The sequence below is a fragment of the Nocardia sp. NPDC101769 genome (assembly GCF_044766925.1).
GTDB lineage: Bacteria > Actinomycetota > Actinomycetes > Mycobacteriales > Mycobacteriaceae > Nocardia.
Window position 1 is genome coordinate 1 of sequence record NZ_JBIWMX010000038.1, and the last position, 21806, is coordinate 21806.

General features: G+C 67.7%; 21 protein-coding genes and 1 pseudogene. 6 read left to right on the forward strand and 16 right to left on the reverse strand.

Going from position 1 to position 21806, the window contains the following annotated elements; genetic code table 11:
- Nucleotides 1-252: 252 nt before the first annotated feature.
- Both ACIRRA_RS38735 and ACIRRA_RS38740 read right to left on the reverse strand, forming a co-directional pair.
- The gene (locus ACIRRA_RS38735) at nucleotides 253-1068 is read right to left on the reverse strand and encodes an SDR family oxidoreductase (RefSeq protein WP_402779061.1); all 816 of its coding nucleotides are present in this window, start codon (nucleotides 1066-1068) and stop codon (nucleotides 253-255) included.
- A 10-nt stretch (nucleotides 1069-1078) separates the two neighbouring features.
- Complete coding sequence (locus tag ACIRRA_RS38740; RefSeq protein WP_402779064.1) at nucleotides 1079-1282, reverse strand: hypothetical protein; 204 nt, start codon at nucleotides 1280-1282, stop codon at nucleotides 1079-1081.
- Nucleotides 1283-1506: 224 nt separating this feature from the next.
- On the opposite strand from ACIRRA_RS38740, the gene ACIRRA_RS38745 reads away from it, so the two are divergent.
- On the forward strand, nucleotides 1507-2535 hold the full coding sequence (locus ACIRRA_RS38745; RefSeq protein WP_402779067.1) for an AraC family transcriptional regulator: 1029 nt from the start codon (nucleotides 1507-1509) through the stop codon (nucleotides 2533-2535).
- Between the two features lie 15 nt (nucleotides 2536-2550).
- Here ACIRRA_RS38745 and ACIRRA_RS38750 read toward each other — a convergent pair whose 3' ends face one another.
- A complete protein-coding gene (locus tag ACIRRA_RS38750) occupies nucleotides 2551-4272 on the reverse strand; it encodes an amidohydrolase family protein (protein WP_402779070.1) in 1722 nt (573 codons plus the stop codon).
- Nucleotides 4273-4836: 564 nt separating this feature from the next.
- The gene (locus tag ACIRRA_RS38755; protein WP_402779072.1) at nucleotides 4837-5145 is read right to left on the reverse strand and encodes a hypothetical protein; all 309 of its coding nucleotides are present in this window, start codon (nucleotides 5143-5145) and stop codon (nucleotides 4837-4839) included.
- A 162-nt stretch (nucleotides 5146-5307) separates the two neighbouring features.
- Here ACIRRA_RS38755 and ACIRRA_RS38760 point away from each other — a divergent pair, with 162 nt between their 5' ends.
- Nucleotides 5308-6006, forward strand: coding sequence for a lysophospholipid acyltransferase family protein (locus tag ACIRRA_RS38760; RefSeq protein WP_402779075.1), 699 nt, complete (start codon nucleotides 5308-5310; stop codon nucleotides 6004-6006).
- Between the two features lie 435 nt (nucleotides 6007-6441).
- Here ACIRRA_RS38760 and ACIRRA_RS38765 read toward each other — a convergent pair whose 3' ends face one another.
- Complete coding sequence (locus ACIRRA_RS38765) at nucleotides 6442-6831, reverse strand: RidA family protein (protein WP_402779078.1); 390 nt, start codon at nucleotides 6829-6831, stop codon at nucleotides 6442-6444.
- Between the two features lie 194 nt (nucleotides 6832-7025).
- On the opposite strand from ACIRRA_RS38765, the gene ACIRRA_RS38770 reads away from it, so the two are divergent.
- Nucleotides 7026-7484, forward strand: coding sequence for an SRPBCC family protein (locus tag ACIRRA_RS38770; RefSeq protein WP_402779081.1), 459 nt, complete (start codon nucleotides 7026-7028; stop codon nucleotides 7482-7484).
- A gap of 25 nt (nucleotides 7485-7509) precedes the next feature.
- Here the strand turns inward: ACIRRA_RS38770 and ACIRRA_RS38775 are convergent, their stop codons facing one another.
- From ACIRRA_RS38775 to ACIRRA_RS38800, 6 genes and pseudogenes are all read right to left on the reverse strand, one after another.
- Nucleotides 7510-9060 carry a flavin-containing monooxygenase gene (locus ACIRRA_RS38775; protein ID WP_402779084.1) on the reverse strand — a complete coding sequence of 517 codons (1551 nt, stop codon included), beginning with the start codon at nucleotides 9058-9060 and terminating at the stop codon, nucleotides 7510-7512.
- Between the two features lie 10 nt (nucleotides 9061-9070).
- Nucleotides 9071-11668, reverse strand: a complete 2598-nt coding sequence (locus tag ACIRRA_RS38780) for an SDR family NAD(P)-dependent oxidoreductase (RefSeq protein ID WP_402779087.1) — start codon at nucleotides 11666-11668, stop codon at nucleotides 9071-9073.
- A 53-nt stretch (nucleotides 11669-11721) separates the two neighbouring features.
- Nucleotides 11722-12108, reverse strand: a pseudogene (locus ACIRRA_RS38785) (NAD(P)-binding protein); the annotation flags it as partial.
- 143 nt (nucleotides 12109-12251) lie between these two features.
- The gene (locus ACIRRA_RS38790; RefSeq protein WP_402779090.1) at nucleotides 12252-13703 is read right to left on the reverse strand and encodes an ABC1 kinase family protein; all 1452 of its coding nucleotides are present in this window, start codon (nucleotides 13701-13703) and stop codon (nucleotides 12252-12254) included.
- Between the two features lie 146 nt (nucleotides 13704-13849).
- Nucleotides 13850-14656, reverse strand: coding sequence for an amino acid-binding protein (locus tag ACIRRA_RS38795; protein WP_402779092.1), 807 nt, complete (start codon nucleotides 14654-14656; stop codon nucleotides 13850-13852).
- A gap of 153 nt (nucleotides 14657-14809) precedes the next feature.
- Entirely contained in the window at nucleotides 14810-15145 is a 336-nt protein-coding gene (locus ACIRRA_RS38800; RefSeq protein WP_402779095.1) for a TfoX/Sxy family protein, read from the reverse strand.
- A 128-nt stretch (nucleotides 15146-15273) separates the two neighbouring features.
- Here ACIRRA_RS38800 and ACIRRA_RS38805 point away from each other — a divergent pair, with 128 nt between their 5' ends.
- Entirely contained in the window at nucleotides 15274-16362 is a 1089-nt protein-coding gene (locus tag ACIRRA_RS38805) for a glutamate--cysteine ligase (RefSeq protein WP_402779097.1), read from the forward strand.
- A gap of 9 nt (nucleotides 16363-16371) precedes the next feature.
- Here ACIRRA_RS38805 and ACIRRA_RS38810 read toward each other — a convergent pair whose 3' ends face one another.
- From ACIRRA_RS38810 to ACIRRA_RS38825, 4 genes are all read right to left on the reverse strand, one after another.
- On the reverse strand, nucleotides 16372-16911 hold the full coding sequence (locus tag ACIRRA_RS38810) for a DUF4333 domain-containing protein (RefSeq protein ID WP_402779100.1): 540 nt from the start codon (nucleotides 16909-16911) through the stop codon (nucleotides 16372-16374).
- A 173-nt stretch (nucleotides 16912-17084) separates the two neighbouring features.
- Entirely contained in the window at nucleotides 17085-17711 is a 627-nt protein-coding gene (locus tag ACIRRA_RS38815; protein WP_402779102.1) for an MBL fold metallo-hydrolase, read from the reverse strand.
- The gene (locus ACIRRA_RS38820) at nucleotides 17711-18796 is read right to left on the reverse strand and encodes an S-(hydroxymethyl)mycothiol dehydrogenase (protein ID WP_402779104.1); all 1086 of its coding nucleotides are present in this window, start codon (nucleotides 18794-18796) and stop codon (nucleotides 17711-17713) included. The genes ACIRRA_RS38815 and ACIRRA_RS38820 overlap by 1 nt, the downstream gene beginning before the upstream one ends.
- 122 nt (nucleotides 18797-18918) lie before the next feature.
- Nucleotides 18919-19797 carry a LysR family transcriptional regulator ArgP gene (locus ACIRRA_RS38825; protein ID WP_402779107.1) on the reverse strand — a complete coding sequence of 293 codons (879 nt, stop codon included), beginning with the start codon at nucleotides 19795-19797 and terminating at the stop codon, nucleotides 18919-18921.
- Between the two features lie 73 nt (nucleotides 19798-19870).
- On the opposite strand from ACIRRA_RS38825, the gene ACIRRA_RS38830 reads away from it, so the two are divergent.
- Both ACIRRA_RS38830 and ACIRRA_RS38835 read left to right on the forward strand, forming a co-directional pair.
- Nucleotides 19871-20488, forward strand: coding sequence for a LysE/ArgO family amino acid transporter (locus ACIRRA_RS38830; RefSeq protein WP_402779110.1), 618 nt, complete (start codon nucleotides 19871-19873; stop codon nucleotides 20486-20488).
- A 73-nt stretch (nucleotides 20489-20561) separates the two neighbouring features.
- The gene (locus ACIRRA_RS38835) at nucleotides 20562-20987 is read left to right on the forward strand and encodes an ester cyclase (RefSeq protein WP_402779113.1); all 426 of its coding nucleotides are present in this window, start codon (nucleotides 20562-20564) and stop codon (nucleotides 20985-20987) included.
- A gap of 10 nt (nucleotides 20988-20997) precedes the next feature.
- Here ACIRRA_RS38835 and ACIRRA_RS38840 read toward each other — a convergent pair whose 3' ends face one another.
- Nucleotides 20998-21795 carry a hypothetical protein gene (locus ACIRRA_RS38840; protein WP_402779115.1) on the reverse strand — a complete coding sequence of 266 codons (798 nt, stop codon included), beginning with the start codon at nucleotides 21793-21795 and terminating at the stop codon, nucleotides 20998-21000.
- Nucleotides 21796-21806: the final 11 nt, after the last annotated feature.

Here is a 21806-nt window from a genome sequence, read left to right on the forward strand (position 1 = left end):
GGTGGCCGCCCTTCACCGGCTCGACACGCCGACACCACCCCCAACCGTCCCCGACCAGGCAATCCACACGGTCACGAACTACGGCTGGAGTACTAGCCGATGTCCGGGACGCTGATGTGAGCTATGTCAAGGCTGCCACGCCGTGCGTGTGGTGATTTTCGTTGTGGCGGTGTGGATTCGGTCGTTTGGTAAATCCCTTACTAGGTAATCTTTGTCTGTCTCTTTGGGTTTCGGTTCTTCGGCATTTCGTCCTTATCGTTTGAGCCCTTGGGCGGTAGCGATCAGCCGCTCCATCGCAGTGCGAGGCAGGATGCGGCGGATGGCGAACATCAGCGGGGCATTGCTTCCTACCGCATACAGCGGCTTCGGTCGGTCCGAGTCGGCTGCTGACACAATGGTTTCCGCGACCTTCCCGGGCGGGATCCCCTTGCTCATCTGACTGTCGAGCTTTGCCATGAACTTGGTGAACTCTGCGGCGTGCGGAGAGCCTTCGGCGATGTATTTCATCCGGCGCTCGCTCAGGCCGGTGTCGATCTGGCCGGGTTCCACGGTGGTGATCCAGACCCCGTACGGCGACTCCTCGAACCGGGCGGCTGTCGCGAACCCGCGCAGTGCCGCCTTGGTCGCCACATACGAGGAGCGGTAGGGCATGGGGAAGCTGCCCAGCATGGAACCGACCATGACAACTCGCCCGTAGCCTCGCTGGCGCATCCCGGGCAGCACCGCCTGTGTCAGCGATACCGCACCGAACACGTTGAGCTGGAACAGTCTTTCGATCGCTTCTCGGGGCAGTTCGGCGAGCGGTCCGGCCTGGCTTTCTCCGGCGTTGTTGATCAGGATGTCGATTGCGCCGAGCGCGGTGGTGAAGCGGTCGATCGAGTCGAGGTCGGTGATGTCCAGCGCACGGTATTCGACTCCGGCCACGCGGTCGGCGGCGGCGATGGCGTCGGGGTTGCGGCTGGTGCCGATCACCTTGTGGCCGCGGGCCGCGAAGGCAGCGGCGGTGGCCTTGCCGATGCCGGAGGACGCGCCGGTGACAACCACGGAACGGGTGGTGTTGCTGCTCATACGGCAGACGTTATCGGGCTCGGCGGGACTCCGGCCAGGTGGCGGGCCGGGGTTGCGTCTGGATGTCGGGCCGTGAGCGCAGGACCTCGGTGCAGCGGGCCTGGCGGCTTTCCGCGGCCGATTCGCCGGTAGCCGACCGGATGCCGAGCCAAATGCCGATGCCGAAGGCGGATGCCGCCAGTGCGGGAATTAGCAGGATGGCGATGGAGCTCATGGTGGGAAGACCTCGATTGCTGGTCGTCGTCCGGACCGGATGTCGATGAATCGCACGGGGGCAGCGGCTGTTACGTGACGAATCGCGTGTCGCCCGAAATACATCATGCGTCGCATTCGAATCTGTCGGTTGCGCCACACCGGACGGTCTCTCGTTGATATGTTTCGCCAACCCGATGGGGAACAGACATTTGGTCGGGAGTAGTCGAAGAGGACGACGCGTACATGTTCGACTGGGATCTAGTCAGGAACACCTCCGGCGTGCACATCGTGACGCGACTCGCGGAGGAACGGGGGATGCCGGTGGGGGAGTGCCTGGCGGGCACGGGAGTGCCGCACGAGGCGGTGATCGATCGATACGCGGACCTGTCTGCGCGGCAGGAACTTACGGTGGTGCGCAATCTGCTCGCCCGGTTCGGGGACGAATCGGGGCTGGGTGTGGAGGCGGGTCTCCGCTATCGCGTCTCGCTGCGCGGTCCGTGGGGGCTGGCCCTGATGGCCAGCCGCACGCTGCGGGACGCCGTGCAGGTTGCCCTGCACTGCGTGGAGCCGGCGTTCGCCTTCGGCCGGTTGAGCTTCGAGGAGGCGGACGGCGAAGGGCGGCTGCGGTTCGATGATCGGGAGTTTCCCGAGGATGTCCGCGCCTTTCTGGGCGAGCGGGTCATGGCAGGTGTCCAGGTGATCGCTCGGGAATTGTTCTCTGTGGGAGTTCCGGTGCGGCGCTTGAGTTTCCGGCACGGCGCACCCGCCGATACCGCGCGATATCGGTCGGTCTTCGGGGTGGAGCCGGACTTCGGCGCGGCCGGCACCGAGCTCGCGTTCGACGCCGCCCATCTGGATGTGGCGCTGCCGCAGGCCAACGAGTGGGCGCGCAGCAGATGCGAGCAGATGTGCCGGGACCTGCTGGCCCGCCGCCACGCTCGTACCGGCGTCGCGGGCGCGGTGCGGGATCTGCTGATCCGCAATCCGGGGGTGCTTCCGGACCAGTCGGCGGTGGCGGCCGAGATGTACGTCAGTGCGCGCACGCTGTCGCGGCGGCTCCACGAGGAGGGCACCTCCTTCCGCACGCTGCTCGACGAGGTGCGGCAGGCACTGTCGGAGGAACTGCTCAACCGGACCGATATGACCACCGAACAGGTGGCGGGGCGGCTGGGCTACGCCGAGGCCGCCTCCTTCATCCGGGCCTTCCGGCGGTGGCAGGGTTGCCCGCCCCAGGAGTATCGCGCGCGCGGCAGGATGCCCGAACTCGTGTAGGCGCGTCGTTCGGTGTCAGTGCTGCGCGGTCAGGAAGGTGCCCGCGCGGAGCGTGGTGCCGAAACCGGGCGCGAATTCGCCGTACTCGTAGACCAGGTGGCCGCCGACCACGGTGGCGGCCACCGCACCGTCATTGCGGTTGACCATGCGCTGCAGGCCCGCGACACAGGGGAACGGCGCCTCGGTGTAAGCGCTGCTGGAGCCGTCGAAACCGGCGGGGTCGATGACGGCGATATCGGCGCGGCCGCCGACTCGCAGATGACCGGCGTCCAGGCCGTACGAGTCCGCCAATTCGCCCGTGACTCGGTGGATCGCGGTCTCGAGCGGCAGGAATCCGCGCTGGTGCGCGCGTTCGAGCAGGCGCAGCCCGAAGTTGTAGAAGGCCATATTGCGCAGGTGCGCACCGGAATCGGCGAAACCCACCTGCATCATCGGCGAGCGCTGCAGCCGGTCCAGAACCTCCTCGCGATCATTGGCGATGACGGTGCGCCACCGGAGCGCCGGGCCGTGCGCGACCGCCAGATCCAGCAGGGCGTCGGCCGGATGGATGCCGCGTTCGTCCGCCACCGCGCCGAAGGACTTGCCGACGACCTCCGGATCGGGGCAGGACACGATCACCGCGTCGTACAGGTCGCGGTTCCACACGCGCGGGCCGTACTTCTTGGCCAGGTCCTTGCGGAAATCGCGGCGATAGGATTCGTCTGCCAGCAGTTCGCTGCGTTTCATGACATCGCGGATATTGAGCGCGGCGACCCCGGAACCGAACTCCTCGAACACCACCAGGTCCACGCCGTCGGCGTACACCTCGAACGGGACCGGCAGATGCTGCCACCGGAAGCGTGCTCCGCCAACGGTATTCACGATCCAGGCCGCGGTGGTGGCGGCACGGGCGATGGTGCGGTCGGCCTTGACGTCCATGCCGGCGATGAGGGTGGTCTTGAGCGGCTTGCGGAAACGGCCCGCGCTCTCGGCGAAATAGCGGGCGATCTCGGCGCGGGCGGTGAGGTTGGGCGTGCTCTGGTGCACGCGGCCGCGGCGCCGCAGGATCGCATTGAGGGCGTGGTACTCCCGCCAGGTGGCGTACGTGGACGGCAGCTGCCGGGTGGGGAATCGGACGCCCTCCAGCTTGGAGAACGAGCTGCGAATCGTGGACAGGCCCAGGAAACCGGCGTCGAGGGCGTCGTCGAGCATGGCGCACATGCGGGTCAGCTCGGCCTCCGTCGGCCGTGCCGCCGCATCCACCGCGCGGGCCAGGCCCATGACGGTGACGCGCATATCCGAATGTCCAAGGAACGCAGCGACATTCGCGCCGAGGGGGCGGTCGGCGATGGCCTTCGCATAGGAGTGCGGGCCGTCCCAGTCCTTGTGCTCCTTGACGGCCGAATGCACCGCGTCCCACGGCAGGGCCTCGACGCGTGCGAACAGGTCGGCGCAGTCCTCGGCCTCCGAATACACGGTGGACAGCGAGCAGTTCCCGAGCACGACCGAGGTGACTCCGTGCCGGACCGATTCCCCCAATCCGGGACTTCCGAGCACCTCGGCGTCGTAGTGGGTGTGCACGTCGAGCATGCCCGGCATCACCCATCGGCCGGTGGCGTCGACCGTGCGCTCCCCGTCCGGAATCTCGCCGATGACCGTGACCTTGCCGTCGGTCACCCCCACATCCGCGCGTACCGGCGGCTTCCCGGTGCCGTCGAACACCGTGCCACCGTGTATCACCAAGTCGCACCGAGCCATCGCCATCACCCTGTTCATCAGCTCGCCATTGAGGGCTTTTTACAGGCTATAACCGAAATGTCCGGTTGGTCACGGGTCAGTGTGGCGGGACAATGATCATTGCGGCGGCGGCACGGTGATCGGGGTCCGGCGGGTGCTGTGCCGCGGCCGCTGCGCCGGGGCACGATCGGTGCTGCCAAGTTCTTGGACGGCGATCAGGTCGGTGTCGATCGCGGCGGCGGCTCGCCTGAGGCCGGGGGAGAGGCGTTGCCGGTGAACGGTTCCGGAAGCGACCCGGAAGGTATCCGAGGCTGGTGTGATGGCGATCTCTGGTGCTCACCACGAGCCGAAGATGAAGGCCCACACCAGAAGTGGGTAACGCATGTAGCCGCTCCGTCGGCACTGTTGTCCGACTCGCTCGGCGTCCATGCCTGTCGCTGCTCGGCCCCGCGTGGCGCTCTTGTCACGGGCCCGGGACCGGCCATCGTCTCCCAGGTCGCGGCGCTCCATGACGCCACGCCGGAGGTTGAATCGGATTCCGACGTAATGGTTTTCATCCCCAACTGACCGATTGGTGAACAGCGTTCACGGCGGCGTGGGGCAGAACGGTTCGCATGATACGGGCGATGTCGGTGCCGGTGTCTGCGGTTCGTCGAAGTGCGCGGTGCTCACCAGCAGCAGGATTGCGATGGCGATTGCGATAACCGCGGCGGACGCGGTCGCCACGACTCCCCAGTTGAGTCTCGGGAAGGTGATGACCTTGGTACCGTCTTCGACGACGAGGAAGAGCACCGCCGCATTCGCCGGAGATCGGGACAATTGAGACAAAACGGTGTGACGCCACCAGTTTCCAGTCATGGCCGCACTCGACCCTTTACTGAATTCTTTTGCCATTCTGCTGTGAGTACAGCAATCTTCAGGCTACGCCCGAAAAGTAGGCATAGCAATCTGCTATGGCACGGCTTCCGGTCGGCCCCTGAGTAGTTCTGCGGTGGCGCGCGCCCTTATGTCCAGTGAGGATGAAAACCATTGCCGGACTGCCCATGTGAGAGAGCGATGAACACCGAAGCACGACGCCCCAAAGGGCTGGGCAAGCGAGCCTGGCTGACGACGCACCTGGTCCGACGCCTTCTCCGCATCCTGGCGTGGTCGAACTTCGTCCACGTCACCGTGATCGGCCGCGACCGGATTCCGAAAACCGGTCCGGTCATCATCGCGAGCAACCACATCTCGATGCTCGACGCGGTTTTCCTCTGGGGAGCGCTCCGCCGTCGTGCCATCGCCATTGCCATGGCCGCACTGTGGTCCTGGCCGGTTATCGGCTGGCTTGTCCGCCGCCTGGGCCAGATTCCCGTCATTCGCCGCGACCCCGACTCCGGCCGCAATGCCATGGCCGAAGCGGAGCAAATTCTCCACCACGGCGGCGTGCTCATTATCTACCCGGAAGGCCGCCTGGTCGCACCCGGTGACCACGAGCCCTACAAACCCGGCGTAGCCAATCTGGCCCTGACAACCGGCGTCCCCATCATCCCGGTAGCCACCACCGGCACCAACAAAGTCCTCCCCATCCGCCGCGCCGCCACTGATGGTCACCCCTTCAACCGGCGCCACCCGGTAACCATCCACTTCGGCGCCCCCACCAACCCCGCCGACTTCGATGATCCCGAGAAACTGCTGGACCAACTCCGCCACCAAATCGAAGCCCTTCAAACCCCTCGACCCCGCCCCGCCCCCGACCACCCGACCGATTCCTGATGGCATCGTCATGTTCACGGTGTCCGGCTGAGGTTGCCGCGTGAATGTGCAAGTAATCCCAGGCCGGCTGTTCGAAGCGCCGACATCGGGGGCGACCGGGACGGACCGCCGAGCGTTCGGTGAATTCGTCGGTCCCCGAGGCGAACTCGTGTCCTGCGCGTTCGGCTGGACGGTTGCGGCCCACTCGGACGCCGGCCGGTTCGCCGTCGGTATCGGGGCGGGGAATCCTGGCGGTGGGACCTTTCATGCGGTGGTGCTCGTGCACGAAAACACGCATGCTTTCGCCCTCGTCGACGACCCATGACAAGGGCCCGTCTCTCATAGATGTCCTGAACCTCGAGCCGAGCTCCCACTCCACTCGTACGGCACCGGGCAGCCCCGAACCCGAACTCCAGGGGCCGACTGGGATTTCCGACGCGTGAAGGCAGAGCGCGGCTACGGGAGTACCGCGTCGGCTTCTATTTCGACCAGGAGGTCCGGGTCGATCAGTTGGGAGATTTCGAGCATGGTGGCGGCGGGGCGGATTTGGGCGAAGACTTCGCCGTGGGCCTTGCCTACTTCTTCCCAGCGGGAGATGTCGGTGACGTAGATTCGTGTGCGGATGACGTTTTCGAGGGAGGCGCCGACTTCGGTGAGCGCGGCGGCGATTCGGCGGAGGGCCTCGCGGGTTTGTTCGGCGATATCGTCGCCGCCTACGGGCGGGCCGTCGGGGGTGGCGGCGGTGGTGCCGGCCACCGCGATCCATTGGCCGACGCGGACCGCGCGCGAATAGCCGACGATCGGCTCCCATTGGGCACCTGAGGAAACAAGCTGTCGAACGGTCATCGTCCTATTCTGCACACCGCCGGGACTTGGGTGTTTCAGCAGACCCGAGCTACCTCCGCGCTACAGGCCGACGCCGTTGCGGAAGTGGTGCGTCACCGGTCGGGCAGGGCCTGGCACTCCCCGGCTTGCCACCGCTTGGTCGGCCCGGCCTCCCCGGGCGCGGTGGCCGGCTCGAGGGGTGGTTCGATCGGGGTATGAGCGAAGATGGAGAAGCCAGGCGAGCCGTGTCCGCAGAGCGTGAGGTAGCCGCGGGTGCCGCGCGGATATTCGAACTGATCGCTGATCCGGCGCAGCAGCCGCGCTGGGATGCGAACGACAATCTCGCACACGCGCAGCCCGGGCAGCGGGTGCGGTCGGTCGGTGACGTCTTCGAGATGACACTCACCAATGGAGCGGTCCGGGAGAATCGGATCGTCGAATTCGAGGAGGTGCGCCGAATCGCCTGGCTGCCTTCGGAACCCGGCGCGCAGCCTCCCGGGCACCTCTGGCGGTGGGAGCTGGAGCCATTGGGCGACAACCGGACCCGCGTGACGCACACCTACGACTGGACCGATCTGGCCGATGAGAAGCGCCTGGTCCGGGCGCGTGCCACCACTCCGGAGATGCTGCGGGGATCGGTGGATCGGCTCGCGGTGCTGGCCGAGGAGCAGTGATCGGCCTGCTGCACGCCCGGGGCTTTCAGGAGGCCGCGTCTTGGAGCTCGCGCACCGCCGCGGTGGTGTAACGGTAGTCGTCCAGCGGGAAATGCCGGTTCTCCCAATACATTTCCAGCTGCGTGGAGGGCCGGAAGGCCGCGCCATCGCCCTGGTAGTTGATGTAGTAGGTGTTCGAGGTGATGCAGCCCTGGGTGAACAGGTGGGTCCGCTTGGCCCGCCTGTCCATCCGGGCGAAGTACTCGTCGTGCGGCTGCTGCCGCACCTCCACCCGGGTCGCGCCGCGCCGGCGGGCCTCTCCGATGACCCGGGCCGCGTGCGCCGAGGTCGATTCGATCAGCGGGATATACGAGCCGGGCGCGTAGGCGTAGGGCCCGACGATCAGGAAGGCATTGGGGAACCTGGGCACCGACACCCCCTGATAGGCCTGGAAGCGGTGCTCGTCCCAGAACTCGCCCAGCTCGAGCCCGTCGCGACCGTAGATCGGATAGGGCGGCGTGTACCCCTTCTCCATCACCTTGAATCCGGTGGCGCACAGCACCATATCGAATTCCCGCTCCCGCCCGTCCGCGCTGACGACGCCGGTCGGCGTGAAATGCTCGATGGCCTCGGTGACCAGATCGACATGCGGCAGCGTGAAGGTCTTGAAATAGGAGTTCGAGATCGACGGCCGCTTGCACCCGAACCTGTAGTCGGGCGTCAACTTGCGGCGCAGCTCGGGATCGCGCACCTGACTGAAAAGAAAGGCCTTCATGGCGGTTTCGGCCGCCGTCATGCCCATCGAGGTCAATCGCGGATAGTTGGAGATGGCCAGCCCGGCTCCCAGACCCGCGTTCACGCCCACATTGCCGACGAAGCGCACCGTCCGCTGCAATGGGGCGAAGTTGAGCACCGCATTCGCGACCGGCCCCATGGGGAAGTCCACCTTGGGTCCGATCCAGATGGCCCGCCGCTGATACACGGTCAGCTGCGCGACCTCCTTGGCCAGTTCGGGAATCACCTGCAGCGCCGTGGCTCCGGTGCCGATCACCGCCACCCGCTCACCCCGGTAGTCGTAGTCGTGATCCCACCGGGAACTGTGCATGATCTTGCCGGTGTAGTCGCCGATCCCCGGAATATCCGGATTGTGCGGCTGCTCCAGCCCGCCGACCGCGCCGATCACATAGCGTGCCGTGATCTCCGCGCCGTCCTCGAGAGCGATCCGCCATACGTCCCGCTCCTCGTCGAAAACCCCTCGCACGACGCCCGATCCGAGCCGCAGCTTGCCGCGCAGCCCCTGCCGATCGACGACCTCCTCCGCGTACCGCTGCAATTCCGTGCCCGGCGCGAAGAACCGCGACCAGTGCGACCGCGGCTGAAACGAGAAGTTGTACACCGGCGACGGAATATCCACGGCCACACCGGGATAGGTGTTGGTCAGCCAGGTGCCGCCGACCTTCGGCCACTTGTCGACGAGGACGAAGTTCTCGACCCCGATCCGGCGCAGCGCGACACCCGCGCCGATCCCGCCCAGACCCGCGCCGACGATCACGACCTCATGGGTGGGCCGGGGCTGGGAACCATTGGTAGCGCTCATGGCTGAGACCTCATGTCCTGGACGAATCGGATTCGAGAGAGTCGCCGGACTCGGCCGTCGCGCGCGCCCGCGCGATGACCTCCGGAAGCTGTTGCCGCCGTAGCTTGCCCGCGGTCGTGCGCGGCAGTTCGGGTACGAACACGATGTCGCGCGGCACCTTGTAGCCGGCCAGCGTGGCCTTGATGTGCCGTTGCAGGGTGCGTGCCCCGGCGTGCGCCCCGGCCCGGAGCACCACGGCCGCCGCCAGCCGCTGCCCGAAATCGTCGTCGGGCACCCCCACGGCCCCGGCGTCGGCCACCGCCGGATGAGCCAGCAGCGCCTCCTCGACCTCCTGGGGGAAGACGTTCTCGCCGCCGGAGACGATCATGTCGTCGGAGCGGCCGTCCACGAACAGCCGGCCCTCGGCATCGACATGCCCGAGATCACCGGAGTCCATGTGCTGTCCGACCATGTCCCTGGTCCGGCCGTCGCTGTAGCCGGCGAACAGGCTCGGGTTCTTGTTGACGATCCGCCCGGTGACACCGGCGGGCACCTCGTGGCCCTCGCCGTCGACGATGCGGATGTCCACGATCCCGGCCAGCGGCCGCCCCACCGTCCCGGGCGCGGCCCTCAGGTCCGCGGGCGTGGCGAAGGTCCCCACACCGGTCTCGGTGGAGGCGTACGCGTTGAACAGCACCTCGCCGAACTCGTCCATGAAGGCGGTGGCCAGCCAGGGCGGCAGGGGAGCGGCCCCGCACATCACCATGTGCAGGCTCTCGAGGTGATAGCGGCGGCGGTCCGCAGCCGGGAGATCCATGATGCGTTTGAGCATGGTCGGCACCAGGCAGGCGATCTGCACACCGTGTCGCTCGATATCGGCGAGCACGGTCTCGGCGTCGAACCGGTCGTGCACGATGGCGGTCGACCCGAGCAGGAATGCCGCGCCGATCGCCAGGAACCCGTAGGTGTGATGCAGCGGCGGCGCGATCACCATGGGCCGGCCGAGCCGCGGAATCGGTTCGATCCGGGCCAGGTCGCTGAGCGCGAGCACCATGCGTGGGCTCAGCCCGGCCAGCACGGACCGCGCGCCGAGTGTGCGGGGCACACCTTTGGGTACTCCGGTGGTGCCGCCGGTGAGCAGAATGATCGTGCCCCCGCCTGCGGGTTCGCGCACCGGTGGCCCACCCGCGGCGACCAGCCCCGCGACGGTGGGCAGGCCGTCCGCAGCCCCCCGCACCACCACCCGCCGACCCCGATAGCCGGATTTGTCTATCGCGGTATGGAATTCGCCGTCGTACAGCAACAATTCCACGCGTTCGCGGTCGAGCACCTCACCGATCTGCGGCCCGGCGAAGCCGTAGTTCAACGGCACCAGATCCGCCGACAGCCGCGCCGCCGCATAGGCCGCGATCACGAATCCGCGGTGATTGCGGCACAGCACCCCGACCCGCTGCCCACGCCGCACATCCCAGCGCGCCCGCAGCGCCGCCGCCAGCCGCTGCACCTGCCGATCCAGCTCGGCGGCGCTGATCGGGCCCTCGTCGTCGATCATGGCGGGCCGATCGGGGAACCGCGCGGCGCACACCGACAGGGCCGTGGCCGGCCCCATCCCTTCGCGTAAGGCCCGGGCCAGCTGGGGAATCCGGGTGGGCGGCACCAGGTTCAGCGCGCCGCTGGCCGGAATCCACCCGGCCACCGTCACCGCGTCGTCGAGCAGGTTGGCCGCCCGCTCGACCCGCCCGATCGGCCCGGCCCAGTCGACCGGCCGATTGTTCCAGTTCCCGGCCTTCGCATAGGTGGTCAGCAACCGTTGCGCCGCACGGGAATTGTCCAGTGCATAGGACAGGGGCGCGCTCGCCCGCTCCCACCACGGCCGGATCGCCAGCGGGCGGTCCACGATTGCCCGGCACACCATGCTCGCCGCCTCTTCGGTCGACATGCTCGGGGTGTAGCGATAGATCCGGTACGGACCCAGCATGTCCGAGCGCACCAGCTGCAGGTGAACAGTCGTGACATCGATGCCGTCCGCCCGCAATTCCGGTGCGGCGCCGCGCATCCAGGAATTGAACGCCGACTTGGAGGCGATATAGGCCGTCCAGCCGACACCCGGGCCGTGCACACCGGCGGTACTGATATTGACGATGTGCCCCTGGCGGCGCCCCCGCATGGACGGCAGCAGGCTCAGCACCAGACGCATGGGGCCGAGAAAGTTGATGCGCGCGGTGTCGTCGAAATTGTCCCAGCGGTCCAGCGAATCCGACAGCCAGCGGCGAATCGATTTACCGGCATTGTTGACGAAGACATCCACGTGCCCGTGCTCGGCCAGCACGCGGTTGATGAGTGCCGCGCAGGCCTCGGTATCGGAGAGATCCGCCGGATAGGGGTGGACGGTTCCCGGGAATTCCGCTGTCTCCGTCCGCAATTCCGCCAGCAGGGACTCGCGGCGGGCGACCGCGAGCACGGTCGCGCCATTGGCGGCCAGGCGCCGCGCGGTGGCGCGCCCGACGCCCGAGGACGCACCCGTCACCAGGATCACCCGGCCCCTCACGGCCGGTGCCAGGCGGCGGTCGCTGACGCCGTATCCGGTCGCGCCCAGCGCGATCCGGACCGATTTCGGCAGTTCCATCATGGGCTCGACTTCCTTGTCGAACGGCGGGGTCGAGCGGGCAGCCGCTCGAATTCGCCATTCTCGAGATGCAGCGTCCAGCGGCGCCGGTCCTCGTCCCACTCCTCGCCGACCACGGTGGTCCCGAACCGGATGTGCGGATACAACCCGAACCGCCGCGCCACCGCCATGTGATATCGCTTCACCTCCGCGCCGGAGGCGAACAGCCTGCTCCAGTTGGGGTTTCGCGCGAACGAGTACTGGTAGGCCAGGGACGGGATATCGACTTCGAGCCCCGGGTAGTGGTTTTCGTGCCAGCTGCCGCCGGCCTCATCGGCCCGTTCCAGCAGGACGAAGTCGCGCACCCCCGCCCGCTTCGGCTCGACCCCCGCGGCAATGCCGCCGGGTCCCGCTCCGATGACGGCGACCTCGTGGTCCGGAGCCGAAAGCTCAGGAGGGCGGATGTCTTTGGATGCAGTGGTCACGACGGGGACCTTCCGGACAGACTCTGGCGCTACGTTGCGCCTGTCACCCCAGGGTAGTTCTGTCTGGGACAGTGATCAAGACCCTGGGGCGACGGTGATCCCGCACCCCCGTCCGGTGCGGCTCAGCCCGCCGCGAACCCGGTCGCCGCCGCGTCCGCCCGCCGCCGCCGCCCGGCATCGAGATCGGCCGGCTGCCCGCCGCGTGCCCGATGCCGGTCCATGACCGCGCTCAATTCCGGTGACCAGCGCAGAATCTCGGCGCGCATCGGCCCGGTCGTCCCCAGCTGCGCGACCAGCCCCAGCAGGGTGACCAGCCCGCGCTGGAACGGCATCAGATACGCGGGTATCCCGAGCTGACGGTACACATTGTCGAGCCTGGGGCTCATGGCGTCGCGGGTGCGGCCGCGCAGCCACTCGGTGTCGACCCGGGACGTCTCGTGCCGCAGCAGTTCGGTGAACGGCAGCAGCTTCTCGGCCAGCCCCGCGCTGTCCAGGCCGCGCTGCCCGTCGGTGAACCCGTGGCTGCGCGTGGCCAGGTCCAGCTCGGCCGGTCCGCCATTGATGAGCGCGTCGGCCAGGTCGTGCACCAGCGCCGGGAACTGGGCCGGCGGCCACGCCGGGCAGGCCCCGAAATCCACCACGCCCAGGCGGCCGTCGGGCAGCACCCGGAAATTGCCCGGATGCGGATCGCCGTAGAGCAGCCCCGAGCGTGGCGCGGACGACCAGAAGAACCGGACCGCCAGCATGCCCATCCGGTCGCGCTCGGCCTGCGCGCCCGCGGTGATCAAGCGGGACAGCGGAATTCCGTCCAGCCACTCGCCGACGATCACATCGCCGCTCTGCGCCACCACCTGCGGCACCCGGAAATCCGGATCCCCGGCGTAGGCTTCCGCGAAGCGACGCTGGCTCTGTGCCTCGGCCGTGAAATCCAGTTCCATGCGCAGGCATTCGGCCAGCTCGTCCACCACCGCGCGACCGTCGGCGTGCGGCGCGAAAACCGGTGTCAGCCAGGCCAGTCCGCGCAGCCGCTGCAGATCGCTGTCCACGGCCGCGCGGGCGCCGGGGTACATCACCTTGACCGCAACCGCCCGGCCGTCGCGCCAGATCGCCCGATGCACCTGGCCGATGGTGGCCGAGGCGGCCCGGCGATCGTCGAACTCCCGGAAGTTGTCCCGCCAATCGGGGCCGAAGGACGCCGCCAGCACGGTGTGCACGGTGCGTGGCAGCATGGGCGGCGCGGCGTCCTGCAGCCGGGCCAGTGCAATCCGATAGGGCTCGGCCAGCTCCGGCGGCAGGGCCAGCTCGTAGATGCCCAGGACCTGGCCCAGTTTGGCGGCGCAGCCCTTCAATTCGCCCAGCACCTCGGCCATGTGCTCGGCGGTACGCAGCTGGATCTCCCGATCGATCTCACCCGCCGGCCGGCCCAGTGCGCGCTTGCCGGCCCCGGCCGCCTGCCGCCCGGCGTAGGCCAGCGGTACCGCGGCCAGCTTCGCGGTGCGAATCACCTTGCGGGCGGGGGGATTCCCGCCGATGTCCGGATCCTCCCGTCGCGCACCGCTTCGCCGCAAACTCATCGATCAACCAACCCCTAGTGCGCGTTTCGATCGAATGCGCATCAGGGAGTCTGCCACGAAGTGAAACTATGCGGTACGAAAATCTGTACGCCCCGGTACCGCGTCCTGAATAGTGGGATGCGCGAAGGGAATCCGCTGGTGGAGGGTCAGTGCTGCCGGGCGGTGACCAGGGCCAGATCGGTGAGCCGGTGCGCCCGGGCGATCTCGGCGGGCGTGAACGGCTCCCCGGTGCGCAGGAAGGTCATGGCCGCGAGATCGTCGTGCGGGCCGATCTCGAGCAGGGTGCCGCCGGGCACGCGGCCCGGGTCCGGATCCGGAACGTATTGCGCACCCAGCAGTTCGGCGATGACCAGCGGCAGTTCCGCGGGATCGGCGGCCACCCGCGCGGCCAGTCCCAGCGCCCGTGTCTGGCCGTCGACCAGAGTGAGCGCCGACGCGGGCCAGATGCCGGCGGCGACCCCGCCCGCGCGGGCGATGGCCTGGGTCAGTCGCAGCGGACCGATCTCGGCCGGCGTCGAGACCACCAGCTCGTCGAGCACGCCGTTCTCCAGGTGATGCACGTGCACGGCGAGGATGTTGGCCCGCCGGTCGGCGAGCTGCTTGGCCAGCAGTTCCAGCCGCCCGGGCTTGTTGTCCAGGTGCACCCGGATACGCCACAGCCGCTCGGCGTTGTCGAGGCGGTGGCGGTGGCGCAGTTCCGGGGCGTGCAGCCAGCGGCCGAGATAGCGCATCGCACCGGGTTCGACCACCCAGATGACGAGAATGGTGGCGGTGACGGCCAGCACGGAAACCGTTGCCAGATAGGGCAGTTCGAAGTGGATGACAAGGGCGTGCAGGGCGAGCTCGACCGGTAGGACCGCGGCGAGCTTGGCCAGCGCCATGCGGGTGCGCTTCGGATGGGGCAGACGACCGCAGACTTCGCAGGCCAGCGTATGGATCTCGGTTTGCCTCATGTTCACCACAGTGCTGGACGCACGTTTCCCCAGCCATGGTGCGGTGTAAAGATGGGGTGACGGAACCCGGCAAACCTCCTGCCGCAGCTGGTCATTCGGTGAAGCGGGCCACAGTCGCGCCGGAGCTGTGCCCCGGCGCACATCGATTGCCCCCTATTTGGGCGGTAGCGTCTTGGCGAAGTCGACCCCGCGCCGCACCCACTCGTCGAGTGCATCGTCGTCGGCGACGGTCGCGGTGGTGACGCGCAGCCACCCGTTCATCTTCTTGCCACCCATCTCCATCGGCTCGACCGACCCCGCCCGCAGCAGCGCCGCGGAGGTGTCCGGATCGGTGCGTACCATCAGCCCGCCCTTGCCGCTGGCGGCGACGGCCATATTGCCGCCCACCAGAAACGCCAGGCCGCCGAACATCTTCTTCTCGACCACATTGACCAGTTCGGGCCCGAGTGCGTCCCTGATCCGGTCGGCCAGCTCCTCGTCGTATGCCATACCCGGCATTGTGAACCACCCGACCGACAGTTCGAGGCCGCGGCGCGCACTCGGGGCCCGACCGGCCGCGGACCGGAGAGACCATTCCGGCAGGTGTCGGCAGGTTCCCGGTGAGGTACACATGATTGGTGGAAGCCCCGCCGACAGTGGGTGTCGAAGAGGAGTTTCTCCTCGTGGATCCGCGCAGTGGCGTGCCGGTCGGCAGAAATGCCGACGTCGCCCGGACCGCAGCGGATCTCGGCATTGACCTGCAATTGGAAATCATGCGGTGCCAGGTGGAGACCAGCACCCGCGTGCACACGAATACCGGTGATCTGCTTCGGGAACTGCGGGAATTGCGGCGCGGCGCCGCGGCCTGCGCGGAGAAGAACGACGCGCTGCTGCTCGCCGCGGCGGTACCGCCGACCATTCCCGACGATCTCGCCATCACCGCCAACCCGCGCTACAGCCGGATCGTCGAGAGCTTCGGCCGGCTCGCGCACGAACAGGGCCTGTGCGGCTGCCACGTGCACGTGGCGGTGCCCGACCGGGCCGCCGCGCTGCAGGTGAGCAACTTCCTGCGGCCCTGGCTGCCCCTGCTGCTGGCGCTGACCGCCAACTCGGCGATCTACCGCGGCGTCGAAACCGGCTACCACAGCTGGCGTCATATCCTGTGGCGGCGCTGGCCCAGCGCCGGTCCGCCGCCGTACTTCGGTTCGGTCGCCGAGTTCGAGGCGGCCGTGGAGTCCATGCTGTCGCTGGGCGTCATCCTGGATCGCAAGATGGTCTACTGGGATGTGCGGCCCTCCAGCTCCTTTCCGACGGTGGAGGTACGGGTCAGCGATGTGCCCGCCACCGTGGAGGAGTCGGCGCTGCTGGCCAGCCTGGTGCGCGCCTGCGCAATGACCGCCCGCACAACCGATTCCGTGCCCGTCGTCGCGGAAGACACACTGCGCGCGGCATATTGGAAGGCGGCGCACGAGGGCATCGACGGGACCGGCATCGATCCGCTCGACGGGAGCACGGTCCCGGTGGCGGACCTGCTGACCCGGCTCATCGACCGCATCCGGCCCGCCCTGGAACAGCTGGACGACCTCGCCTTCGTCACCGACACCGTGGCCGCGCTCCTGGCGCGCGGCAACGGTGCGCGGCGTCAGCTCAATGCCTTCCGAACCCGCGGCCAGCTCTCGGACGTGGTGGGTGAACTGGCCGAGGCCACGCTCTATTCGTGCCGATAGTCCCCGGGTTCAGGGCATCGGCTGATCGTCGACGATCATGTCGTAGTTGACCTTCGAGCCCTCCACGTTCGTGGTCTTGGCGGTGACGCCCCAGCGGGTGCCGTCGGATTCGGTCACCACGCACCGGATGGTCGAGCCGGTGGCGCCGCGCAGCAGGCCGTTGCAGGTAGAGGATTGCGGGGCGGCGCCCACCTTCGACTGGTAGAAGTTCGAGACAGTGGAGGCCACGTCGTCCGGCGCCACGAAGGCGTCGGTCAGGGTCAGGTCGTAGTAGACGTCCTTGCCGTCCACCTTGGTGACCTTCGCATCGATCGCCCAGGTCTGCCCGTCGGCGGAGGTGGCGGTGCAGGTCTGGGTGGCGTCCACCTTGGCGGGCAGACTGCCGTCGCAGGTCACGGTTTTGGCGTCCTCGTGCGACTTGTCCTTGTAGAAGCTGGTGGCCTTCGTCTGCACGTCACTCTTGCTCACCGAGTCCGAACCGGAGGATGAGCACCCCACGGCGAGAAGCGGCACGAACGTCAGGGCCAGAGCGGTTGTCAGGTTTCTCATGGACAACTCTAGGCGCCGGTTTGCCGCGAAAAACTTGAAAATGAGCTTACGAAACCGGCGAGTCCGGCGTGTCCGGGGTGGGCGCGCCGCAGTGTGGGGCGGATTGGGGAGCTCGACAGATGACCGGTCCGGTGACATGCGCCGGACCGGTCCTACTGCCGTGCCGCATCGGGTCAGTTCACCCCGGCGCGCCACTCCTCGAGCTGCGGGGATTCCGCTCCGATGGTGGTGGATTCGCCATGCCCGGTGTGCACCAGGGTCTCCGGCGGCAGGGTGAGCAGGCGGTCGGCGATCGACTCGACAATGGTGCCGAAGTCCGAGTAGGACCGCCCGGTGGCGCCCGGCCCGCCGTGGAACAGGGTGTCGCCGGTGAACACCACGCCCAGGTCGGGGGAGTGGAAGCAGACCGCGCCCGGGGCGTGCCCCGGCGTGTGCAGCACGTACAGTTCGGTCCCGCCGACCTCGATCACCTGTTCGTCGGACAGCTCGCCGTCGGGGCTGGTTTCCGGATGCGTGTGCTGCCACAGCACCAGGTCGTCGGGATGCATGAGCACGGGAGCGCCGGTGGCCCTGGACAATTCGGGCGCGACGCGAATGTGGTCGTCGTGCGCGTGGGTGACCAGGATGGCCTTGACCTTGCGGGTGCCGATGACATCCAGGATCGCCTCGACATTGTGCGGCGCGTCGATGACGACGCACTCCAGGTCGTCGCCCACCACCCAGACATTGTTGTCGACGTCGAAGGTCTCGTTGTCGAGGCTGAAGGTGCCGATGGTGACGGCATGGTCGATGTGCGCCATCAGAGCACCACCACCGAGCGCAGCACGTCGCCGTGATGCATCTTGGTGAAGGCTGCCTCGACATCGTCCAGCGCGATGGTCTCGGAGACGAACCCGTCCAGGTCCAGCCGGCCCTGTTTGTAGAGTTCGACGAGATAGGGGAAGTCGCGTGAGGGCAGGCAGTCGCCGTACCAGGAGGATTTCAACGATCCACCGCGTGAGAAGAAGTCGATGAGCGGCATCTCGAGGGTCATGTCCGGTGTCGGCACGCCCACCAGCACCACGGTGCCCGCCAGATCGCGCGCGTAGAACGCCTGCTTCCAGGTCTCCGGGCGGCCCACGGCATCGATCACCACGTCCGCGCCGAAGCCGTCGGTGAGTTCCCGAACCCGTTCCACCGCATCCTCTTTGGCGGCATTGACGGTGTGGGTGGCTCCGAATCCGATGGCCCACTCCAGCTTCCGCTCGTCGATGTCGACCGCGATCACGGTGGTCGCGCCCGCCAGCTTCGCGCCCGCGATGGCGGCGTTGCCGACACCGCCGCAGCCGATGACGGCGACCGAATCACCGCGGCTCACCCCACCGGTATTGATGGCCGCGCCCAGCCCGGCCATGACACCGCAGCCCAGCAGCCCCGCCGCGGCGGGGGACACGCTCGGGTCCACCTTGGTGCACTGCCCGGCGTGCACCAGGGTCTTCTCGGCGAAGGCCCCGATGCCCAGCGCCGGGGTCAGTGGGGTCCCGTCGGTGAGCGTCATGGGCTGGGAGGCATTGAAGGTCGAGAAGCAGTACCAGGGCTTGCCTTTGCGGCAGGCGCGACACGAACCGCACACCGCCCGCCAGTTCAGGATGACGAAATCCCCGGGCTCCACATCGATGACGCCCTCGCCCACCGATTCCACGATGCCTGCGGCCTCGTGCCCGAGCAGGAACGGGAATTCGTCGTTGATGCCGCCCTCGCGGTAATGCAGGTCGGTGTGGCACACCCCGCAGGCCTGCACCCGCACCACGGCCTCACCCGGACCCGGGTCCGGGATGACGATGTCGGTGACTTCCACCGGGGCGTTCTTCGAGCGTGCAATGACGCCGCGCACAGTTTGGGACAACGAAATTCCTTCCTGGCTAACCGCAATGCCTTCGACTATCGCATCCGACCCCGCCCACGTCATCTATTACCCCGGGTGACGGAAAATGAATCTCCTTGTGGCCGATCACAACCTGTGGCCTTTCACAACAGGGATTCCCCGGCCGCCTCGGCGATCGTAGCGGCCACGAGGGTCAAAGCGGGGGAGTCGAGCCGCCATTGCTGCCAGTAGAGCGGGACATCCACGAATATCTTCTCGTCCAGCGGAATCAGCTCGTCCTCGGGGCGGATCATGAGGTCTGGGATCATGCCCCAGCCCATACCGGCGGATACCGCGTCATTGAATCCGGCCGAGGACGGGATGTAATGCCGGGGCGGATCCACGGGCTTGCGGGTGTAATGGCGCATGAGCCGGAACTGCAGATCGTCCTTGCGGTCGAACAGCACCACGGGCGCGTGTGCGAAGGATTTCGCATTCGCGCCGTCGGGGAACCAGGTGCGGGCGAAGGCGGGCTGTGCCATGGGCCGATAGCGCATGGCCCCCAGCCGCCGCACCGTGCAGCCCTGCACCGGTGCGGCGGTGGAGGTGATGGCCGCCATGACGGTGCCGTCGCGCAGCAAGCGCGTGGTGTGTTCCTCGTCCTCGCGATGGATGTCGAACGACACCCCGGCGGCGGCACGGCCGAGCGCGGGAATGACCCACGTCTGCAGTGAATCGGCATTGACGGCTATGGGAATGACCACCCGGGCGGCGCCGGGCTGGTGCACGTCGCCGAGTTCGCGCGCGGTATCGCCGGTGAGCAACTGGATCTGGCGGGCCAGTCGCAGCATCGTCAGCCCGGATTCGGTGGGCTGCACCGGTTTGGTGCGCTGCACCAGGATGCGGCCCGCGGCGTCCTCCAGCGCCTTGATGCGCTGGCTGATTGCCGAGGGCGTGACACTGAGTCTGCGGGCGGCGGCGTCGAAGGTGCCCTCGCTGATGACGGCGTCGAGGGCGCGCAGTTGGTCGAGCTGCAGGTCCATAGTAAGCAATCGTAATGGTGCCTCAGAATCTTTAGCTGGCCTGGTGCTGGACGACTGCCCTACTTTCTATCGAGTGAACGCATCATCGGCGGCCCTGGCGGCCATCTCGGGACTCGGATTCGGCCTGTCGCTCATTGTGGCGATCGGCGCGCAGAATGCCTTCGTGCTGCGTCAGGGGATCCGGCGCGAGCATGTCCTGCCGGTGGTCGCGGTGTGCATCGGCTCCGATGTGATCCTCATGATCCTGGGTGTCGCGGGCTTCGGGGCGATCGTGAACTCGGCCCCGATGGTCATGACCATCGCCAGGTACGCGGGGGCGGCCTTCCTGCTGGGCTATGCCGCGCTCGCTGCCAAGCGCGCGTTCTCCGCCTCGGCCCTGTCCGCGGGCGGCGGCGCGCCCATCGCGCTGGGCGCGGCCGTGGCCACCTGCCTGGCCGTCACCTGGCTCAACCCGCACGCCTATCTGGACACGGTCGTGCTGCTGGGTTCCTTCGCCAATACCTATGCCACCCCGGATCGCTGGTTCCTCACCGCGGGAGCCATTGCGGGCAGCCTGATCTGGTTCGTCTCGCTCGGTTTCGGCGCGCGGCTGCTGGCCCCGGTCTTCGCGAAGCCGCGCGCGTGGCGGGTGCTGGATTCGATGATCGCGCTTGTCATGACGGGTCTCGCTGTCGGTTTGCTGGTGAGCTGACACCACAGGCGGTAGTGACGACGGTCACGGTCGGGCCTGTCACATGTCGGCGTGCGCCGGTGTCTCATGGGGCATGCAGCAAGAACAGAACAAGGCGACCTTCAAACTCCTGCACGACGTGGTGAGTACCGGTGACATGGAACTGATCTCGAAGACCATCCACGAGATCACCCAGCCGGACGCCATCCTCAATGTTCCGTTCCCGGTCGACCATTCGGGCGCGGCGGGGCTCGAGCAGATCATGCGCGCCTTCGTGACCGGCTATCCCGACATCGAGCTGGACGTCGTGGACATGATCGCCGAGGGCGACAAGGTGGTCGGCCGGACCGTCGTCACCGGCACCAATGACGGCGCGTTCCTGGGCCGCCCGGCGACCGGGAAGGCCGTGCGGTACAACGAGATCTTCATCATGCGTTTCACCGACGGCCGGATCGCCGAGGTGTGGGGCGTGGCCGACACCCTCACCCAGCTGATCCAGCTGGGTGTCGTCACCCTGTAGGAGATCGGTTTCAGGGCACGGCTTTCCATGCGCCGATGTAGTTGCCGTTGTTGTTTCCATTGGTGGGCAGGCAGTAGACGGCCCGGCCGCTGGATGACTTGGCGACCACATCCTTCTTGAGATTGCAGATCTGGCCGGGCTCGTGCGTTCCGCTGGCCACGGGGCCCGGGCTGTCCCACGCATAGGTCGGTGTGGTCGATCCCGCGCGGCGGGAGCACAGCAGCTGGGTGCCGTTCGGGGCGTAGCTGAAGGTCCCGGCTTCGCTCGCGTTGCACGGGAATCCGAGCGAGGGCGTGCTGACCGACAGCCAGCGGAGCGTGCCGTCTCCGGCCGCGTTGCAGGTCAGGACCGATCCGTCGCCGGCGACAGCGGTCTGGCCGGGCTGGGTGCAGGTCCCGCTGACCGCGGCCGCGCTGGTCGTCGGGGCGGTCGTGGTGGTGGTCGTGGTGGTGGTGGCCGTGTCGGGCGCCGTGGTCACCTCGTCCACCTGTGCGGTCGTCGTGGGTGACGCGGATGTGGTGGTCGTGAGCAGGATTCGCGTCGGCGCGGGGCCCTTCGTGGCGTTCGGGGCCGCGTCCCAGCTGCCGTGGCCGGACAGGAGCAGGCCGCCGATGGCCAGCAACGCTACGACGATCGTGGCCGTGAGGCCGATGATCACGTACCGGCTGGCCTGCGAATTTCGCGGCCGGCCGCCTGGTCCGGCCTGCTGCCCGTCGTGGTCGTCGCGCACCGCGTCGAACACGACGGTGTCCTGCGTCCACAGCTCGTCCTGCGGATGATAGCCCGGTGGTATCGAATTGCCGCTCATCCCAATAGCTC